Source organism: Paraburkholderia haematera (assembly GCF_905220975.1).
Taxonomy (GTDB): domain Bacteria; phylum Pseudomonadota; class Gammaproteobacteria; order Burkholderiales; family Burkholderiaceae; genus Paraburkholderia; species Paraburkholderia haematera.
This window is the reverse complement of sequence record NZ_CAJNBK010000009.1, coordinates 155,895-171,556: the sequence shown is the minus strand read 5'-3', so window position 1 is coordinate 171,556 and position 15,662 is coordinate 155,895. Positions and strand designations below refer to the sequence as shown.

General features: G+C 60.6%; 17 protein-coding genes. 11 read left to right on the top strand and 6 right to left on the bottom strand.

Annotated features, from left to right (window positions below; translation table 11 throughout):
* Positions 1-65: 65 nt before the first annotated feature.
* Positions 66-1,589 (top strand): MocR-like pyridoxine biosynthesis transcription factor PdxR, encoded by a 1,524-nt coding sequence (pdxR, locus tag KHO23_RS18080; RefSeq protein WP_211612584.1) that lies wholly within the window; start codon positions 66-68, stop codon positions 1,587-1,589.
* Between the two features lie 222 nt (positions 1,590-1,811).
* A complete protein-coding gene (locus KHO23_RS18075; RefSeq protein WP_211612583.1) occupies positions 1,812-2,144 on the top strand; it encodes a hypothetical protein in 333 nt (110 codons plus the stop codon).
* Between the two features lie 150 nt (positions 2,145-2,294).
* Here KHO23_RS18075 and KHO23_RS18070 read toward each other — a convergent pair whose 3' ends face one another.
* Together KHO23_RS18070 and KHO23_RS18065 are read right to left on the bottom strand one after the other, a co-directional pair.
* Complete coding sequence (locus KHO23_RS18070; protein WP_211612582.1) at positions 2,295-3,098, bottom strand: aminoglycoside phosphotransferase family protein; 804 nt, start codon at positions 3,096-3,098, stop codon at positions 2,295-2,297.
* A 6-nt stretch (positions 3,099-3,104) separates the two neighbouring features.
* The gene (locus KHO23_RS18065; RefSeq protein ID WP_211612581.1) at positions 3,105-3,395 is read right to left on the bottom strand and encodes a hypothetical protein; all 291 of its coding nucleotides are present in this window, start codon (positions 3,393-3,395) and stop codon (positions 3,105-3,107) included.
* A 255-nt stretch (positions 3,396-3,650) separates the two neighbouring features.
* On the opposite strand from KHO23_RS18065, the gene KHO23_RS18060 reads away from it, so the two are divergent.
* Entirely contained in the window at positions 3,651-4,235 is a 585-nt protein-coding gene (locus KHO23_RS18060) for a flavin reductase family protein (RefSeq protein ID WP_211612580.1), read from the top strand.
* Between the two features lie 120 nt (positions 4,236-4,355).
* On the opposite strand, the gene KHO23_RS18055 is transcribed toward KHO23_RS18060, so the two are convergent.
* Positions 4,356-4,841 carry a GNAT family N-acetyltransferase gene (locus KHO23_RS18055; protein WP_211612579.1) on the bottom strand — a complete coding sequence of 162 codons (486 nt, stop codon included), beginning with the start codon at positions 4,839-4,841 and terminating at the stop codon, positions 4,356-4,358.
* A 193-nt stretch (positions 4,842-5,034) separates the two neighbouring features.
* On the opposite strand from KHO23_RS18055, the gene thrS reads away from it, so the two are divergent.
* From thrS to KHO23_RS18035, 3 genes are all read left to right on the top strand, one after another.
* The gene (thrS, locus tag KHO23_RS18050; protein WP_328821987.1) at positions 5,035-6,456 is read left to right on the top strand and encodes a threonine--tRNA ligase; all 1,422 of its coding nucleotides are present in this window, start codon (positions 5,035-5,037) and stop codon (positions 6,454-6,456) included.
* A gap of 202 nt (positions 6,457-6,658) precedes the next feature.
* Complete coding sequence (locus KHO23_RS18045) at positions 6,659-7,132, top strand: VOC family protein (RefSeq protein ID WP_211612578.1); 474 nt, start codon at positions 6,659-6,661, stop codon at positions 7,130-7,132.
* Positions 7,133-7,353: 221 nt separating this feature from the next.
* Positions 7,354-8,832: an MFS transporter gene (locus KHO23_RS18035; RefSeq protein WP_236066902.1), complete on the top strand. Its 1,479-nt coding sequence runs from the start codon at positions 7,354-7,356 to the stop codon at positions 8,830-8,832.
* A gap of 125 nt (positions 8,833-8,957) precedes the next feature.
* On the opposite strand, the gene KHO23_RS18030 is transcribed toward KHO23_RS18035, so the two are convergent.
* On the bottom strand, positions 8,958-9,551 hold the full coding sequence (locus KHO23_RS18030) for a TetR/AcrR family transcriptional regulator (protein ID WP_211612577.1): 594 nt from the start codon (positions 9,549-9,551) through the stop codon (positions 8,958-8,960).
* Positions 9,552-9,699: 148 nt separating this feature from the next.
* Here KHO23_RS18030 and KHO23_RS18025 point away from each other — a divergent pair, with 148 nt between their 5' ends.
* The 3 genes from KHO23_RS18025 (at position 9,700) to KHO23_RS18015 (ending at position 12,152) form a co-directional block, all read left to right on the top strand.
* Positions 9,700-10,746, top strand: a complete 1,047-nt coding sequence (locus KHO23_RS18025; protein WP_236066901.1) for a saccharopine dehydrogenase family protein — start codon at positions 9,700-9,702, stop codon at positions 10,744-10,746.
* On the top strand, positions 10,733-11,494 hold the full coding sequence (locus tag KHO23_RS18020; protein WP_211612575.1) for an isocitrate lyase/PEP mutase family protein: 762 nt from the start codon (positions 10,733-10,735) through the stop codon (positions 11,492-11,494). Before KHO23_RS18025 ends, KHO23_RS18020 begins: the two co-directional genes overlap by 14 nt.
* Before the next feature lie 295 nt (positions 11,495-11,789).
* Complete coding sequence (locus KHO23_RS18015) at positions 11,790-12,152, top strand: translation initiation factor Sui1 (RefSeq protein ID WP_211612574.1); 363 nt, start codon at positions 11,790-11,792, stop codon at positions 12,150-12,152.
* Between the two features lie 166 nt (positions 12,153-12,318).
* Here KHO23_RS18015 and KHO23_RS18010 read toward each other — a convergent pair whose 3' ends face one another.
* Complete coding sequence (locus tag KHO23_RS18010; protein ID WP_236066900.1) at positions 12,319-13,506, bottom strand: leucine-rich repeat domain-containing protein; 1,188 nt, start codon at positions 13,504-13,506, stop codon at positions 12,319-12,321.
* A gap of 129 nt (positions 13,507-13,635) precedes the next feature.
* Here KHO23_RS18010 and KHO23_RS18005 point away from each other — a divergent pair, with 129 nt between their 5' ends.
* The gene (locus KHO23_RS18005; protein WP_211612572.1) at positions 13,636-13,920 is read left to right on the top strand and encodes a hypothetical protein; all 285 of its coding nucleotides are present in this window, start codon (positions 13,636-13,638) and stop codon (positions 13,918-13,920) included.
* Positions 13,921-14,104: 184 nt separating this feature from the next.
* A complete protein-coding gene (locus KHO23_RS18000; RefSeq protein WP_211612571.1) occupies positions 14,105-14,824 on the top strand; it encodes a phosphatase PAP2 family protein in 720 nt (239 codons plus the stop codon).
* 161 nt (positions 14,825-14,985) lie between these two features.
* Here KHO23_RS18000 and KHO23_RS17995 read toward each other — a convergent pair whose 3' ends face one another.
* Entirely contained in the window at positions 14,986-15,648 is a 663-nt protein-coding gene (locus KHO23_RS17995; RefSeq protein ID WP_211612570.1) for a glutathione S-transferase family protein, read from the bottom strand.
* Positions 15,649-15,662: the final 14 nt, after the last annotated feature.

Sequence of the window (15,662 nt, the reverse complement as noted above, 5' to 3'; positions counted from 1 at the left end):
ACGATACGGCAAACGTGGTATGTTAAAAAGATCCAGCCAAACAGTATTTGATAGGTCCAGACGAGATGATCGAGATCATTGGTCCGCTCGCCAACCCGGGCGCCGCGACCGTCGCGGGTGGCGGGGAAAAGTCCGTGTCGCTGCAAAAACAACTGATCGAGCGTTTGCAGCAGGCGATCCTCACAGGGCGTTTGCCGGCGGGGTCGCTGCTGCCGTCGTCGCGCTTGCTGGCGGCGGAGATGGGCGTGTCGCGCAATACCGTGGTGATTGCGTACGAGCATCTGGCCGCGGTCGGCTATGTGGTGGCCGACAAAAAAGGCACGCGCGTAAGTCCGCTTTCCAGTCCGGCCGCGCGCGGTGAACCGCAGACATTGCCGGCCGCATCGGAGATCGCCTACGCGGCGCGCGTAGCGCAATTCGCGCCGACACGGACCCATGTCGACAATACCTTGCCGCTGACACCGGGCACGCCCGCGCTGGACCATTTTCCACTGGCCGCCTGGCGGCGCGCGCTGGAACGTTCGATGGAGCACGCTTTGCCGCTCGCGCTTGGCTACGGCAACCCGGCGGGCGAGCCGGCACTGCGAGAGGCGATCGCCGCGCATTTGCGAATGGCACGGGGCGTGCGCTGCGAGGGCTCGCAGGTGGTTATCACCGAAGGCGCGCAGGAAGCGCTGAATCTGTGCGTGCGGCTGTTCACCAATCCGGGCGACATTGCGTGGGTTGAAGATCCGGGTTATCGCGGCGCCAAGGCGGCGTTCAATCTGGGCGATTTGACCATGCTGCCAATGCCGGTCGATCCCGAAGGCATCGCGGTGCCGTCCCGCGCGTGGCGCACGCATCCTCCCAAGTTGATTTATACGTCGCCCGCGCATCAGTATCCGACCGGTGCGGTGCTCTCGGTGGCGCGCCGGCTGGAACTGATTGCGCAGGCGCGCCGCTGCGGCGCCTGGCTGATCGAAGACGACTACGACGGCGAATTCCGCCATACGGGCGAGCCGATCGCCAGCATGCAAGGGCTGGTCGAGGACGCGCCGGTTCTGTACGTGGGCTCGTTCAGCAAGACGATGTTTCCGGCGCTGCGGATCGGCTTCGTGGTGCTGCCGCTCGCCATCGCCGCGCACGCGGCGGTGGCGTTGCAGGAGATGCTGCGCGGCGGGCATCGACTGGAGCAACTGGCGCTGGCGCATTTCATCGACAGCGGCGAATTCGGGCGGCATCTGGGTCGCATGCGGCGTTTGTATCGGGAGCGCCAGCAGGCGTTGCGCGATGCGCTCACCGCGCATTTCGCGCCGTCGCAGATTCTGGGCGGCAATTGCGGCATGCATCTGACGCTTCGTCTGCCGTCCCCTATTTCCGATCGGACCCTCGCCGAACGCGCGCTTGCCAGGCGGCTCAATCCGCGGGCGCTGTCGGGTTTTGCGCTGCAGCATCGCGAGGAGACGAACGGCCTCGTGATCGGCTATGGCAGCACGCCAGCCGGGCAACTGACCCTCGCCGTCGGCGTATTGGCGGAACTGGTGAGCGAGTTGACGCGCGCGTCGAGCAACGGGTCGGCAAGCGCGGCGGCCACCCGGCGCGCCGTATAAGTTTTACGTTTGTCCGCGCGGCCCATGTCGCGCTATCGTGTCGTTTATGCGCGGCGATTTCGACGTGCGCGACGTCGACGGATCGCCCGCAGGTCATGCCCAGCGCACTGCCCTGCAACATCGTGTGAAATGCAGCGCCCGCCTGCCGGGCCGCCACCGGGCCCGGGCATGAAGCATGCCTTTGTGGTGGTTATCGATGACGAACTATCTGACGGAGACGACATGAAGGAAATCGAACCGACCGCCTGGTTTGAGCTTGCTGCCCATACACCCGTCCGTGAGGGCTGGTACGAAGTGCAACTGACGAGCGGCGACACGGCTTTTGCGAAATATGGCGACGGCGTGTGGACCGAAAAGCCGTTGCTGGTGTTCACGCACTGGCGGGGTCTCTCCGCCGACCCGTCGAAAGCGGCCGACGGCGAGGCAGAATCGATTAGCGCGGAGGCCACGGCGGCTCAAGGGGTGCGCGCCGCATGGAATGCGTTTTTCCCAGGACTAGGCGAAGAACAGCACAAACCGCTGGACGCCATGCCCAACGGCAAAGCACCGCATTGACAGACGGAATGCCTGGGCGGCGGCCTGGCGGCTGCCGCCCGGCCATGCCGCTCGCCGATCGGGATTGACAGGATCAGTGCGGCGCCAAAGTGTAAGCGGCCGTGTCCAGGATGGACGTTTGCTTTTCAGTTCCCAGCAGTTACTTCTGTTTCAGCGCTTCAGCGCTTCGGCGGCCATTCTGCCGATGTCTGTATCGATGTCCGGCGTTTCGCCCGTTTCAAGCATCCACGCCGCGGACAAACCTGACCACGCGAGAATCCATTGCAGCAAACGGCGTCTGTCGATTCCGGCGATTTGCGCCACGCGTTCGACGCGACGCTCGAATCGTCCTGGCACTAGCGCGGACGCCGGGTCCGGATTGCAGAAGAGGTTCGCGTAGTCGAATCCGCGTTCGCCGTACAGACCTTTCGGGTCGATCGCCAGCCAGCCGCGCTTGCCGAAATCGAGCACGTTGCCGTGATGAATGTCGCCGTGCAGCACCACGAGGTCTTGTGGTGCGGCAAGCAACGCCTGTGCTGCGGTGGCACTCTCGACAAGCCAGCCGCCGTATTGCCCGGCTGCGGGCCAGAGGCTCCGGAACCAGCGCGGTAAGCCGATCAGTTCGGGCAGGGTTTTGTTTCGTGGCGCGTGGAGTCGTGCAACGGCGGCGCAAAGGATGTCGATGGCGTGGTCGTCCGCCTCGCTGTCGTTCGCGCGGGCTTGGTCCGCTAACGCATGATTGCTTTCGGCGCGCTCCAGCAGCAGGGCGTCAGCATCGCGGGCGAGCACGCGGGCTGCGCCGTCGCCGTCCCACCACACCATCAACTGCGCGCCGAATTTCTCTTCGGGTTCCTGCGCAACTTTCAGCATTGCGGCGACGCCGTGCTGACGCACAGGCAACAAACGGCTGCTATGCGTGCGAATCGGCTCGCCGTCCGGCAACAAATCCCACTTGACGATGTATTCGGCGAACATGCCGCTTCAGGCTGCAAGTGTGGCTGCGTGGACCGCGGCGGCGAGGGCGATGTCCACTGAGGGCCCGAGCGTCGAACAGTTGAGCAACACGGCGTGTGCGTTGTCCCTCAGTGCGAGGAGCACCTCGCGGGTTTGCGCCGCGATTCTCTCGGTCAAGCCGCCGGCCTGCTCAGCGGCGGCGAGCAAATCCGCGCGGACCACATGGGTCAGTTCGAGCGCTTCGAATCCTTTGGCACGGGCAGCCGCGTCAAACAGGGCGATGTTGCTCTCGGCGGTATGCAAGCAGACGATGCGCACGGTCTCTCCAACGGTTGGTCGTGGTTCTGCATTCTCGCCTGAAAATAGCACGCGGATGTGGATACGCGCCGGTATTGTGTGAGGCAGTAACGATCGAGTGATTGCGCGAAGCGCAGCGCCACCGGCCATTCAGCTTCGCTCAGCCTGGATCAGGCGCATCGCGGCGCGCCGGAGCGTCGTTCATGAGGGCCGTCTGACCCACTTCGCGCGTCCCCGCTACAATCTGTTTGATCCATTTGACGCGGAAGAGAACGTATGAAAGTCACCCGGGAACCCGTCGCATTGTCGCGCGCCACGCAGTTACTGAATCATGGCCCCGTCACGATCATTACCAGCGCGCACGGCGGCCGCTCGAATGTGATGGCCGCATCGTGGGCGATGCCGCTCGATTTCACCCCGCCGAAAGTCGTGGTGGTGGTGGACAGCCGCACACTCACGCGGCAACTGATCGAAGCGAGCGGTGTGTTCGGCCTGCAATTGCCGAGCCGCGGATTTGCCGCGCAGACGCTGGCGGTGGGCACGAACGCGGGTGCGGAACTCGACAAGTTCTCCGCCTTCGACCTCGAGATCTTTCCTGCACAAGAAATCGATGTGCCGATGCTGGCCGGCTGCATCACGTGGATGGAATGCAAGGTGATTCCGGACGATAGCCAGCGGCACGATCTGATCATTGGTGAAGTGGTTGCCGCCTATGCGGACAGCCGCGTGTATTCGAACAACCGCTGGCATTTCGGCGACGACCCCGACCTGCGTACGTGCCATTACGTGGCAGGTGGGACATTCTTCGCCACGGGCGACGCGTTTGAAGTCGACCCGGTAGTGAACGGGGCGGGCGAATAACGGGCTAGCGCCGCGCGCTAGGTCTGCCGCCAAGGGCTGCGTACGCGGTTCTTGCTGCAGATAAACAAGGCGCGCCTCGTAGATTACCGAGCTATGTTCCTGTTCGGGGGCAAGCGTGTCTCACGTATTGCCATCGGCAAAGGCCGTGAGTGCATCACCCGCCAACCGATAGCGCACCCATTCGCTTTGCGCGCTCGCGCCGATCGATTCGTAGAAGCCGATTGCCGGCTCGTTCCAGTCGAGCACGCTCCATTCGAAGCGCCCACAGCCTGTTTCACATGCAATTTGTGCGAGATGGCGCAGCATCTGTTTGCCCGCGCCGCTGCCGCGCGATGCCGGCGAGATGTACAGGTCCTCCAGATAAAGCCCCTGTTTGCCGAGCCATGTCGAATAGGAAAAGAAGTAGACGCAGAAGCCGATCGGCTCGCCGTTCATTTCGCAGATCAACGATTTCGCGGTGGACGTAGCGGAGAACAGGCTCGCTTCGATGTCTTTGACGGTAGCCACAACTTCGCGCTCCGCCTTTTCGTACACCGCGAGTTCGGTGATGAAGCGGAGAATCAAGGCGGCGTCGGATGCGTGCGCGGGGCGGATATGGATGGTCAAGGTGAAGTGCTCGGTCGGATGGATGGTGGATCGAAGTTTAGCGAAGATGCGTGGGCTTCGGATCGAACATCTATCGTACCGTTTATCCTGCTATCGCCGGCCAGCGCAAGCCGGCGCTCGTCGAGATTACGATTGACGTGCCCTCGTCAAATCGTTTACTGTCGATCCATGGACTTCCACTCGATTCCCCTCGCTGCCGTCACCACCACGACGACCACCTTCACAGGCGGGTCGTCTGGAGGTCGCGCACGCTAGAAGCAGGAAGCTGTGGCAGACCACCAAAGGCCCCGCCGGAAACGGACGGGGCCTTTGGCGTTTCTGGACCTCCGTTTGCGGCATCGATCCGCTTTTTCGGCAACATCAAACCAAACGGAGTGTCATCGTGAACGAAATCGACCATCGTGTACTGGGCAACAAACTCGATCTCTTTCATCAGCAGGAAGAGGGCGCCGGCATGGTTTTCTGGCACCCACGCGGCTGGGACCTTTACCGCGTGCTGGAAGACTACATTCGCGCCCGCATGCGGCGCGCAGGCTTTCGCGAGATCCGTACGCCGCAATTGCTGGCGCGCACGTTGTGGGAGAAGAGCGGCCATTGGGAGAAATTCGGCGCGGCGATGTATTCGCTGGCCGACGCGGAAGAAGGGCGCGCGCTATGTTTGAAGCCGATGAGTTGCCCATGTCATGTGCAAGTATTCAACCAGCGCGTGCGGTCGTATCGCGAGTTGCCGGTTCGTTATAGCGAGTTCGGCGCGTGTCATCGCGACGAACCGTCGGGGTCGCTTGAAGGGCTCAAGCGTACGCGTGCGTTCGTGCAGGACGATGCGCATGTGTTCTGCATGGAGGCGCATATCGAAGCCGAAGTCGGCCGCTTCTGTTCGTTGTTGCGTGCCGTCTATGCGGACCTCGGTTTCCCCGATTTCAAAGTGGCGCTCGCCACGCGGCCCGCGATGCGAGCGGGCAACGATCAAACGTGGGATCGCGCGGAGGAGGCGCTGGCGAATGCGGCGCGTGCAGCGGGTCTCGTATTCGACGTGCTCGCAGGAGAGGGCGCATTTTATGGCCCGAAACTGGAGTTCCATTTGACGGACAGCCGTGAGCGCAGCTGGCAATGCGGCACGATCCAGCTTGACTTCGTGCTGCCCGAGCGGCTCGACGCGGAATTCGTCAACGAGCGCAACGAACGCGAGCGGCCAGTGATGATTCATCACGCGGTGCTCGGCAGCATGGAGCGCTTCATCGCGATGCTGCTCGAACATCACGAAGGATGGCTACCGGTGTGGCTCGCGCCCGAGCAGGTCGTGGTCGCGACGATCAGCGACGCGAACGCGGCCTATGCGCAAGCGGTCATGCAGGCGCTTGACGAGGCCGGTATCAGGGCGCTGCTCGACGGCCGGCCGGAGCGGTTGGAAAAGAAGATCGTCGACGCACGTGAAAAGCAGGTGCCGATTTTTGTCGCGGTGGGTTCGCGCGATGAGCGCGATCGGACGATCAGTATTCGCATGCGCGACGGGCGGCAATCGACGCTTGCGCTCGCGGAGGGGGTTGAGTATTTGCGGTTGGCTGCGCTGCCGCCTGCAATGCGCCGCCAGGAGAGCAACTGTATGGCGGGCTGATCCATTAACGCTACGGAGTTTGGCTGCTGCCGAACTTGCCGACGCGGCAGAATTCGGTGCAGAAGGGGCATGCTGCATCGTCTGGGTCAATAAAGTGAAACTTTAATTCTCGCTGCGTCGATTTTGATGGTATTCCTTCGTCGTTTTAGTGACGGTACGCGGCTTGCTTCCGCAATTAACCAATACTGACAGGAGATTTGCCATGACGATTCAAAAGATCACCCCTTTTCTTTGGTACATCGAGCAAGCTGAGGAGGCCGCAGCTTTCTATGCGAATATTTTTCCAGACTCACGTGTTATTCGGGTCACTCCAGTGCCGAGTGCCGGTTCTACAAGGATCGTGGAGTTTGTTCTCTTTGGGCAGCCATTCATTGCGATGAGCGCCGGGGGAGCCGACCCGTTCAACCACTCGGTGTCCCTTATGGTCAACTGTGGCGATCAGGAAGAACTTGACCGCTATTGGAACGCCCTTCTCGAGGGTGGCGGTTCGCCCGAGGCGTGTGGCTGGCTGAAGGACCGCTTCGGCGTCTCGTGGCAGATCATTCCGACCGATCAGATCGAGATGATGGCTGACCCCGATCCGTCAAAGGCCGGGCGCGTTGCCGACGCCATGTTAAAAATGGTGAAGCTCGACGTCGCCGCGCTGAAAGCCGCCTATTCGGGGACGAAGGTTTAACAAAGGGTCTGGTACATCGTGTGTCCGATAAATCGCCGATCAGGTTTGTCTGCATCCTCCCGACCGGCTCACGTGTTTAGGTACCCTAACGCTGGGAAAGCCAACGTCCGCTTCGCGGTTTCCGATTGAACGACATGGCTTTCCGCAGTCAACTCCGATTGGATACGGCTCACTGAACACCTGTTGGCGCGTGTGCCTGGAGAAACCAGGCGATCGCCGCGATGCGCGCCCGGGTCGGGCCGGACCGGCCAATCCTTGTCTATCACGAAGACCTGCCGCTCAACGATTTCAATTCGCTGTTCAAGGGGCTGGCTTCTGGAAACGTTCACCTAAACTACGGGAAAAATGTTGAGGTAGCATCATCGAACTCAACAGCGGAGAAAGCGGTGTTTCGGGAAATCAAATCTCGCATAAACGCAATCGCCCCACCTCTTGCCAGTCTGCTTCTCAGCGATCTTCTGACGATCCTGGCGGACATGGTCGGCTATATCACGCTCCCTTGGTGGATCGTTCATCAGGGCGGCGCACATGACCTTGCGCTGTACAGCGTCAGTATCGCCATCACCACGATTTTTGCAATGCCGCTGCTTTCGCCACTTGGGGATCGATATGCAAAGAGCGCGCAGATTGTATGGGGTGTCTGCGCCTTAATGGTCGTCGCCTTTACCCTCGCTACGCTCGCCTCGCTGTCTGACTACCGGCTTACGCTCATCATTTGCATAGGCGTGGTCACCGTTATAGCGAAAGCTTTCATCCACCCGGCCAGCGCCACCATTTCGGCTGAACTTGTTCCGGCGAATCGTTTGGCAGAAGCGCTTCGTCTTCGTAAATCGACGCAAGCGGCTGGCCGCGCTTTAGGACCGGCATTGGCTGGCGCAACTCTGGCCTTGGGAGGTATCGCTGCAACATTCTGGATGAACGGTATCCTGCTTGGCGTCGCTGCCTATGTGACTTTGCAGCTTCCGTCCCAGTCTCAGCATCGCGAGCACCATCGCGGGTTAGCCCGTTGGTGGGAAGACCTGCGCGCCGGACTGCATGCTAAATGGATCGTCCCGTTGGAGCGCGGCTGGACACTTGTCAACTTCCTCGTATGGATATTCCAGGGACCTGCAGTCGGTATGCTGATCCCGCTCAAAGTTCAATCACTCGGGCTGTCGGGCCTCTGGCTAGGTGGTTGCGAAGCGGCCTTATCTATCGGTTTGCTACTCGGCAGCTTTCGCGGTTCTGACGCACTAGTCAGTCGGTTCGGCCGATTCAATGTCCGCGTAGGGGCCGCTATGTGCGAAGGACTGGCACTTGCTGCTTCGGGCTGGGCCCATTCACCCATCGTTCTCGTATTGGCGCTTACGTGTGTGGGTTTCGCCAATGCATCAATGGGGCTCGTTGGCGCGACTCACCGTTCATTGGCCATCCCGCAAAATTTCCGGGTGCGCATTCTCGCTGCCAGTATGATGACTACGCAGATTGCAGGGATTCTTGGACCGATGATCGCAGGTGCGGCGCTCACGCATTGGGCAGTGAGCAAGGTCTATACATGTTTCGGTCTCGCCACCTGTCTGCTCGCTTTCGGTTTCGTCCTGATACCGCGATCGCGCGAATTCTTTGCACTCAATCACGATCAGGTGAAAGACTGGTTTCGTCACGAATATCCCGATGCATTCCAAACGCCTAAAGTGCCGGAGTCGAGACAAATTACGTAGATCGCAATGCGACAGGAAGTCGGAGATGCCGCGCGCATACGAGCCTCAACCGCAGCTTCAGCCAGAATGCGCGGACCCTTTCGAGTGAAAACGAGGTGCCGGCTTTGCGCAACAGGATGTGTGGATCACTTCCTGGTTTTTTTCGGGATCAGTATTTGCGCCAGTTCCTGCAGGAACCGTACGGGCCCCTCTGCGTGCAGCGCGTGCCCACTACTGAGTGCGCCGTCGATGACCGTGCCCAGCCGTAAAGCAAAAGTCTCGGCCCCTTCGATGCGCAAGGCTCGCGCCAGATCCGCGAGTCGCCGTCGCAGTTCTTGCTTGTGCGCCACCGCGACCTTGCGGGCCGGGTGGTTCTCGTCCGCATATTCCGCGGCGATGTTGATCTGCGGGCACCCGCGATAACCCGGACGCGCAATGCGTTCGCCAATCCATCGGAGTTGCGCATCCAGTTCTTCACGCGGCGCGCCCTTGTGCCGTGCGGCAACCGTATCCCAATGCCGCCAGAAGTCTTCATCCTCAAGGTGAAGAAAAGCTTCGATCAGGTCATCTTTCGTCCCGAAATGACGATAAAGGCTCGTCTTGGCGACACCCGCCCGCGCCACGATAAGGTCGACGCCAACCGCGCGCGTGCCCTCTCGATAGAAAAGTTCGCTGGCGGTCCGCAGGATGCGCTCACGCGTATCAGGTGCGAGTCCGTGCGCTTGTTCTCCCTTCTTCATTCAGGCTCAACCTCAAAAATTTCTTATGCCGAAACACTATTGCCAAGCATAGCACTCAGAGCTTGACGGTGCTACAGATCTGTATTACAAATACAGACAGGTCTGTAGCGTAATCAATCATATATCGGAGACAAGGATGAACGACCGAATGACCGTTGCGGTGTACGGGGCCACAGGCCACACGGGAAGCTTTGTTGTCGCGGAATTAAAGCGGCGCGGGCTCGGCGTTGTCCGGATAGGGCGCGATGCTGCGCGCTTGAGGCAAAGCAGTGCCGGTGACTCGACTCCATGGCGCGTCGCTGACATTGACGACCCGGAGCAACTCGACGCGGCGCTTCACGGCACGAACGCCGTCATTAACTGCGCCGGCCCTTTTCTCGATACGGCGTTGCCGATCGTCGATGCTGCGTTGCGCGCCAAGATTCCTTATCTGGACGTCACGGCGGAACAGCCCGCGCTCCAGGCGCTGATCGAGCAACGTGATACGAGCGCACGCGCTGCGGGGGTGACGCTCATCCCCGCAGCGGCGTTCTATGGCGGACTTGCCGATTTGCTCGTCACGGCCGTAGCAGACAAAGATAAGCCGCTCGACAGGGTTGATATCGCCATTGGCCTCGACAGTTGGCATCCGACGCGTGGAACGCGCCTGACTGGCGAACGCAATCGCGCAAGACGGCTCATCCAGGCGGAGGGGCGACTGGCGCCTGTCCCGCAACCGGCGCCCGAAGGCGTGTGGTCTTTCCCGACACCGCTCGGCAACGTGGACGTGATGATGCTCCCCTTTACGGAGGTGCTCACCGTCTCGCGTCATCTGCGTGTCGATACCGTCGAGTCCTGGCTCGCTCTTTCGGCCCTGCGCGACATTCGCGATCCGAATACGCCACCGCCCCGCCCTGACGATGAGCAGGGACGATCGGCCCAACAATTCGTTGTGGACGTCGTCATCGTACAGAGCGGAACGACGCGCCGTGTCACGGCAACGGGACGCGACATCTATGCGGTCAGTGCGCCGATCGTCGTGGAGGCGACCGAGCGGCTGCTGAGCGGCAAGGCCGCGCCAGGAGGTGGCGTCGCAAGTCTGGGAGAAATTTTCGATGCCCGGGATTTTCTCGCCGCGCTCGATACGGTGACGGTATCCTTTGGCGCAGTGTCCAGCCCGATATTGACGAGGAGAGACGAGCATGAGCAGCAATGACAAGGGTGCATATTTTCGATCGCTTCATCGCGCAGGAAATCCGCTGATCCTGTTCAATGTGTGGGACGCCGGCAGCGCCGCCACCGTGGCCAAGGCAGGCGCCGTTGCGCTGGCTACGGGAAGCTGGTCAGTGGCCATGGCCAATGGGTTTTCCGACGGAGAGAAAATGCCGCGGGCGCTGGTCATGGAGGTGCTCACAAAGATCGCACGTGCAACGGACCTCCCGGTCACCGTGGACCTGGAAAGTGGCTATGGAGAAAGACTCGAGGACGTGGCCGAAACGATCGCGCTTAGCATCGAAGCAGGGGCAACCGGTTGCAACATCGAGGATAGCTTTCCCGCAGCGGGTGCCTTGCGCGCTGTCGAGGACGCGGCCGCCCGTATCGCCGCGGCGCGAAGTGCGGCTGATCGCGCGGGGAGTGAATATTTCATCAATGCACGTACCGACGTATTCTTCACGCGTCCACCGGAAGAGCACGATAGCCGCATGGTCGAGGAAGCGCTGGCGCGAGGACGGGCTTATGCAAAAGCGGGGGCCGACGGTCTTTTCGTGCCGGGCCTTCAATCACCAGCGCTCATTCGCGAGTTGACGGCTGCATCACCTCTCCCGGTCAACATCATGCGTCTGGCAGAAACGACTTCCATCGCGGAACTCGCGGAAAACGGGGTTGCACGAATCAGCCATGGCCCGTACCCGTACATGCTGGCGATGAAAGCGCTCGCGGCCGCCGCTCAGGGCGTCAGCTAGCAAATTCATCTGCCAGTGTTCATATCATCCGACTGACTTCAGATAACGTCCCCGACCCTTGTGCGCTGTTTAGCGATTCGATCGGTTAAGAATGCCGATCGAATCGTGACGTAAAGCAATGGCCCGAGCCTCTCGGGGACGAACGACAAAACGTCCGCTTCCGGCCATAGCGAACTGTCCCTCCAGGCTCGACGGCGGAAGTTCGGCGTGAGACCGGACCCGGCAGGAAGCGGCTAGGAATTGCCTGCTAAACTCGTCCCGATTTCCGACCTGAGTGTCTTTGAGTAAGCCAATCATGAAGAGTAGTTCAAAAGGCGGCCTTGTCTATTCCACAGACGGCGGGCGGATGTGTCCCGAATGCAGGCAGGTACTCGCGGAATGTGTCTGCACGACGGCTGCCAGGACACGTCCGGTAGGCGATGGCGTGGTGCGGGTGACGCGTGAAACCAAAGGCCGGGGTGGGAAGAGCGTGACGGTCGTCAAGGGGCTTGCGCTTGATCCTCTCGCCTTGGCCCTGCTAGGCAAGCAGTTGCGCACGGCCTGCGGTTCTGGTGGAACGGTCAAGGATGGCGTCATTGAAGTGCAGGGCGACCATTGCGAGCGGGTTGTCGAAGCGCTCAAAAAGTACGGCCACAGCGCGAAGCGGGCCGGGGGCTAATCGATATCCTGGCACGGGCCAAAGTGGGAGCGGTGTGGGGTTGACGGCTTTCGTTCCCGTCGACTTCATCGACTTTCCTACGGACAGGTTATTGCCATCCGGGCACTCACTCGGAGTCTCCTACCGCTGTTTGACCTGGCGCACCGGTTGAAAAAACGTCGAATGATCACCACACGATTCGCGTTTTTGGAAGCGCCGCTTTGAGATCGTCGACGTTCCTGGCCTGGATGCCATACAGAACGAGCTCTCGCAGGCCAGTGAGCCCTTTCAGCGCGTCGACGTCTTCGACAGGGGTGTTCGCCAGGTAGAGCTCCTGCAAACCGGTCAAACCTCGCAGTGGATCGATGTTTCGAACCCTGGTGCGAAAGAGATTGAGCATTCGCAGGGTTTTCAGGTCTGCCAGCGCCTCGATGTTCTCGACCCGGGTGTCGGCGAGATTGAGCCTTTGCAGACGGGTGAGCCCCTTCAATGCATCGATGTTCGTCACTTGCGTGCGCGCGAGCACCAGCGTGTCCAGCTGGAGCATGCCCTGCGCCGCGTCGATATCATCGACCTTCGAGCCGTCCAGCACGAGCGTCCTGAGCGAGGTCATTCCTTTTAGTGCGTCGATGTCTCGCAGCGGCGTGTTCGCCAGATAGAGCGCTTGCAGACCGCTGAGCTTTTTCAACTCACTGATGCTGTCGATCTGGGTTTCGTTGAGGTCAAGCGTCTGCAAGGAGGCGAGCTGGCTGAGCGCGTCGACGTTCCGGACGTTCCTCGCGCCCCCGAGTTTGAGCGTTTCCAGATGAGGCAAATCTTCGAGCGGATTGAGATCGCGAACCTGTGTATCCCGCAGGTCGAGGTCTCGCAAATCGCGCAGGTTCTTGAGCGCGTCGAGATTCGAGACGCGGGTATCCCAGAGATTCAGCGATTGCAGACCGGTCAGCCCTTTTAGCGCGGCGATATTTTCGACTTCGGTGCGATGGAGCACGAGCCTTTTCAGCGAGTGCATGTCCTTCAGGGCGTCGATGTTCCAGACGGGCGTGTCCGTCAGGTCAAGCGATTGCAGATCGTCCAGTTCCTTCAGCGAATCGAGGTTATCGATCTGGGTGCCTCCCAGATTCAGTTCTATCTTGCGGTCGGAATTCTTTAGATGTGGCAAAGCGGCCGCGACCTGAGATGCCGTCATTGTCGGTTTCGCCCGCAACGCCAGGCATCCCGAGTCGGGCGTGGCTGTCGACGCATCGCTGTCGTTGCAGGTGCCTTTGATGAATCCCAGTTCGCTCAGCGCCCGTTCATCCGGGCTCTTGTGGAACGGGTTGAAGACCAGCAGCAAAATGCCGAGCAACAGCACGATTGCGCCGCCGATGGCCAACGGCTTGATGATTCGCGGCGAGGACGGGTTCGGACCTTCAGCGGTTGAGTTTGTGGTTGACGGCGGGGTTTCGGGCACGGCGGGCTTCCGTAGTACAGGCTTCCTCCTTTATACACGAAGAGCGGGGGCATGCCGCCCAGCCAACGTGGCTCTTCGCGCTACGCGCGAGAGCTCCCGGAAGCGTTTGTCGGCGGCTCGGCCGGAGCCCTCATTGACGTGACGGCGTCGGCGGACGATGGCTGCACCAATGAATCAACCCCGGCGTTTGAATGCCAATTAACGTTAACCCGGAGGCGGGAAACGACGATGCTGGTGGATATGGCGGCAGCAATAACAGCGGTTGTTGGCAACCGCGAACGGGTGATTGGCGTGAATGCTTCTGGACGAGGCTTGAGCGAGGGATCAGACAATTAGCCTGGACAGTACGCGCTAGCGTATTCACCGCGTGTTCATGACAATACGATGATGGTCGTCACCGGCCATCGACCGCTTCGCCGCCTAGCCGGGCACTTTCGATGCTGGCAATGCGGCCTTGTGACCACAGCTGCGGCCAACAATGAAGTTACGTCAATTGCCGCATATAGGGGAGCAGAGACAAATGAACGTCATCGATACGTGGGCCATCACGTCCCTAAGTAAAGTGGCCATTCCCTCCCCAGGCTTCACCCATGTAGTCGAAGCGGTCGTGAACGCGTACTTGCCCAAGGGTGTGGTGTTGGTTGCACTGCTGTGGTGGGTCTGGTTCAGGCCCGAACGTGCGGAAGGACTTGACGGCGAGGCCGCTCGGCGACACCGTCGCGAGCTCGTGGTGATCGCCATCGCAAGCGGCCTCATCGCACTGGCGGCTGGCCGCCTGCTTGCGCTCTACCTGCCGTTTCGCCTGAGGCCGATGTACGAACCGGCGTTGCGTGCGTTCTTTCCGGAGGCCAACGTGGACGAGCCGGTACTGCGAACGTGGAGTTCGTTTCCGAGCGATCACGCCATGCTCTGGTGCGCGGTCGCCATGGGCATTTTCCTCGCCTCGCGGCCCGTGGGGATCTACGCGCTATTGCACGCCGTGGTGCTGATCGGCCTGCCGCGCATCTATCTCGGCGTGCACTACCCGACGGACGTGCTGGCCGGTGCGGCACTCGGTATCGGCATCGCATCCGTGATGAGCGCGAGGGCAATACGCACGCGCATCGCCGCACCGATACTGGCGTTCGCCGAGCGCTATCCCGGCGTGTTTTATGGCGCCGCGTTCGTGCTCAGTTTCGAGTTGGCGACACAGTTCCAAGAGCTGCGCGTGTTGGCGCACGGCCTGATACATGGGATGTAGCTGGTCGGCGAGGTGTGGAGGGGAGGCGCTCATCGCCCCCTACTGGACACGCTCGCACGCGTGGCGTGGCATCTGATCGATCCGGGAAGCCGTTCAAAGTGGCGTCACCTGCTCGCGGCTCGTGCCCGGATGACGGTAGCACGAGGTTTTTCAACAGGCTGCTAGTTAAGTCCTTGAAGAAAATCGGGGATCGCATTTCTAATCGAGGCAAGATATCCCGCCATAGCACCGGCAACTTTTCGCACGGCAGGACGTGCGGTCATCCGTTCACGCCAAGCCAGCAGGTTGGGCGTTTCTCCTGTCATCGGCGCGCCCTTGCGCGCGCCGAACAACTGCGCCATGTAAAACGCAATGTCGGCATAGGAATAGGTCTCGGCCAGAAATTCCCGATTCGCAAGAACGCGTTCCATGCGTCGATAATATTGCAGCGCTTCGTTGCGCGCAGTCTGCGCCGCAGGATCATCCGGCGCATCTTCAAGACCCATCAGTCGGACAACGTGGGGAAAATAGATTTCATCGCTGCAGTGTTCGAGCTGACGCGCCCTGGCGCGCGCCTCTGGATGCGCCGGCCATAAGGCGGGATTGGGCTTCAGGTCTTCAAGATACTCAAATATTTGCGTGGAATCGAAAATCTCCAGGTTGCCGTCTATCAGTACCGGCACCTGATGCTTCGGATTGACGCGCAATACATCGGGATGTTTGGGGGCGTAACCGCGTAGCTGGTCAAACGGAACCATCACCAGTTCGAAGTCGATGCCCTTCTCGTGCGCCGCGATCTCGACCTTGGCACCGAACATGCTCAGGGGTCCGGAAATTATTTTCATTTGTCTTTCCTCAT

Coding starts and splice junctions, on each gene's coding strand:
- pdxR (WP_211612584.1), top strand. CDS start 66: ATGATCGAGATCATTGGTCCGCTCGCCAACCCGGGCGCCGCGACCGTC.
- KHO23_RS18075 (WP_211612583.1), top strand. CDS start 1,812: ATGAAGGAAATCGAACCGACCGCCTGGTTTGAGCTTGCTGCCCATACA.
- KHO23_RS18070 (WP_211612582.1), bottom strand. CDS start 3,098: ATGTTCGCCGAATACATCGTCAAGTGGGATTTGTTGCCGGACGGCGAG.
- KHO23_RS18060 (WP_211612580.1), top strand. CDS start 3,651: ATGAAAGTCACCCGGGAACCCGTCGCATTGTCGCGCGCCACGCAGTTA.
- KHO23_RS18045 (WP_211612578.1), top strand. CDS start 6,659: ATGACGATTCAAAAGATCACCCCTTTTCTTTGGTACATCGAGCAAGCT.
- KHO23_RS18035 (WP_236066902.1), top strand. CDS start 7,354: ATGCGCGCCCGGGTCGGGCCGGACCGGCCAATCCTTGTCTATCACGAA.
- KHO23_RS18030 (WP_211612577.1), bottom strand. CDS start 9,551: ATGAAGAAGGGAGAACAAGCGCACGGACTCGCACCTGATACGCGTGAG.
- KHO23_RS18025 (WP_236066901.1), top strand. CDS start 9,700: ATGACCGTTGCGGTGTACGGGGCCACAGGCCACACGGGAAGCTTTGTT.
- KHO23_RS18020 (WP_211612575.1), top strand. CDS start 10,733: ATGAGCAGCAATGACAAGGGTGCATATTTTCGATCGCTTCATCGCGCA.
- KHO23_RS18015 (WP_211612574.1), top strand. CDS start 11,790: ATGAAGAGTAGTTCAAAAGGCGGCCTTGTCTATTCCACAGACGGCGGG.
- KHO23_RS18005 (WP_211612572.1), top strand. CDS start 13,636: ATGCCGCCCAGCCAACGTGGCTCTTCGCGCTACGCGCGAGAGCTCCCG.
- KHO23_RS18000 (WP_211612571.1), top strand. CDS start 14,105: ATGAACGTCATCGATACGTGGGCCATCACGTCCCTAAGTAAAGTGGCC.
- KHO23_RS17995 (WP_211612570.1), bottom strand. CDS start 15,648: ATGAAAATAATTTCCGGACCCCTGAGCATGTTCGGTGCCAAGGTCGAG.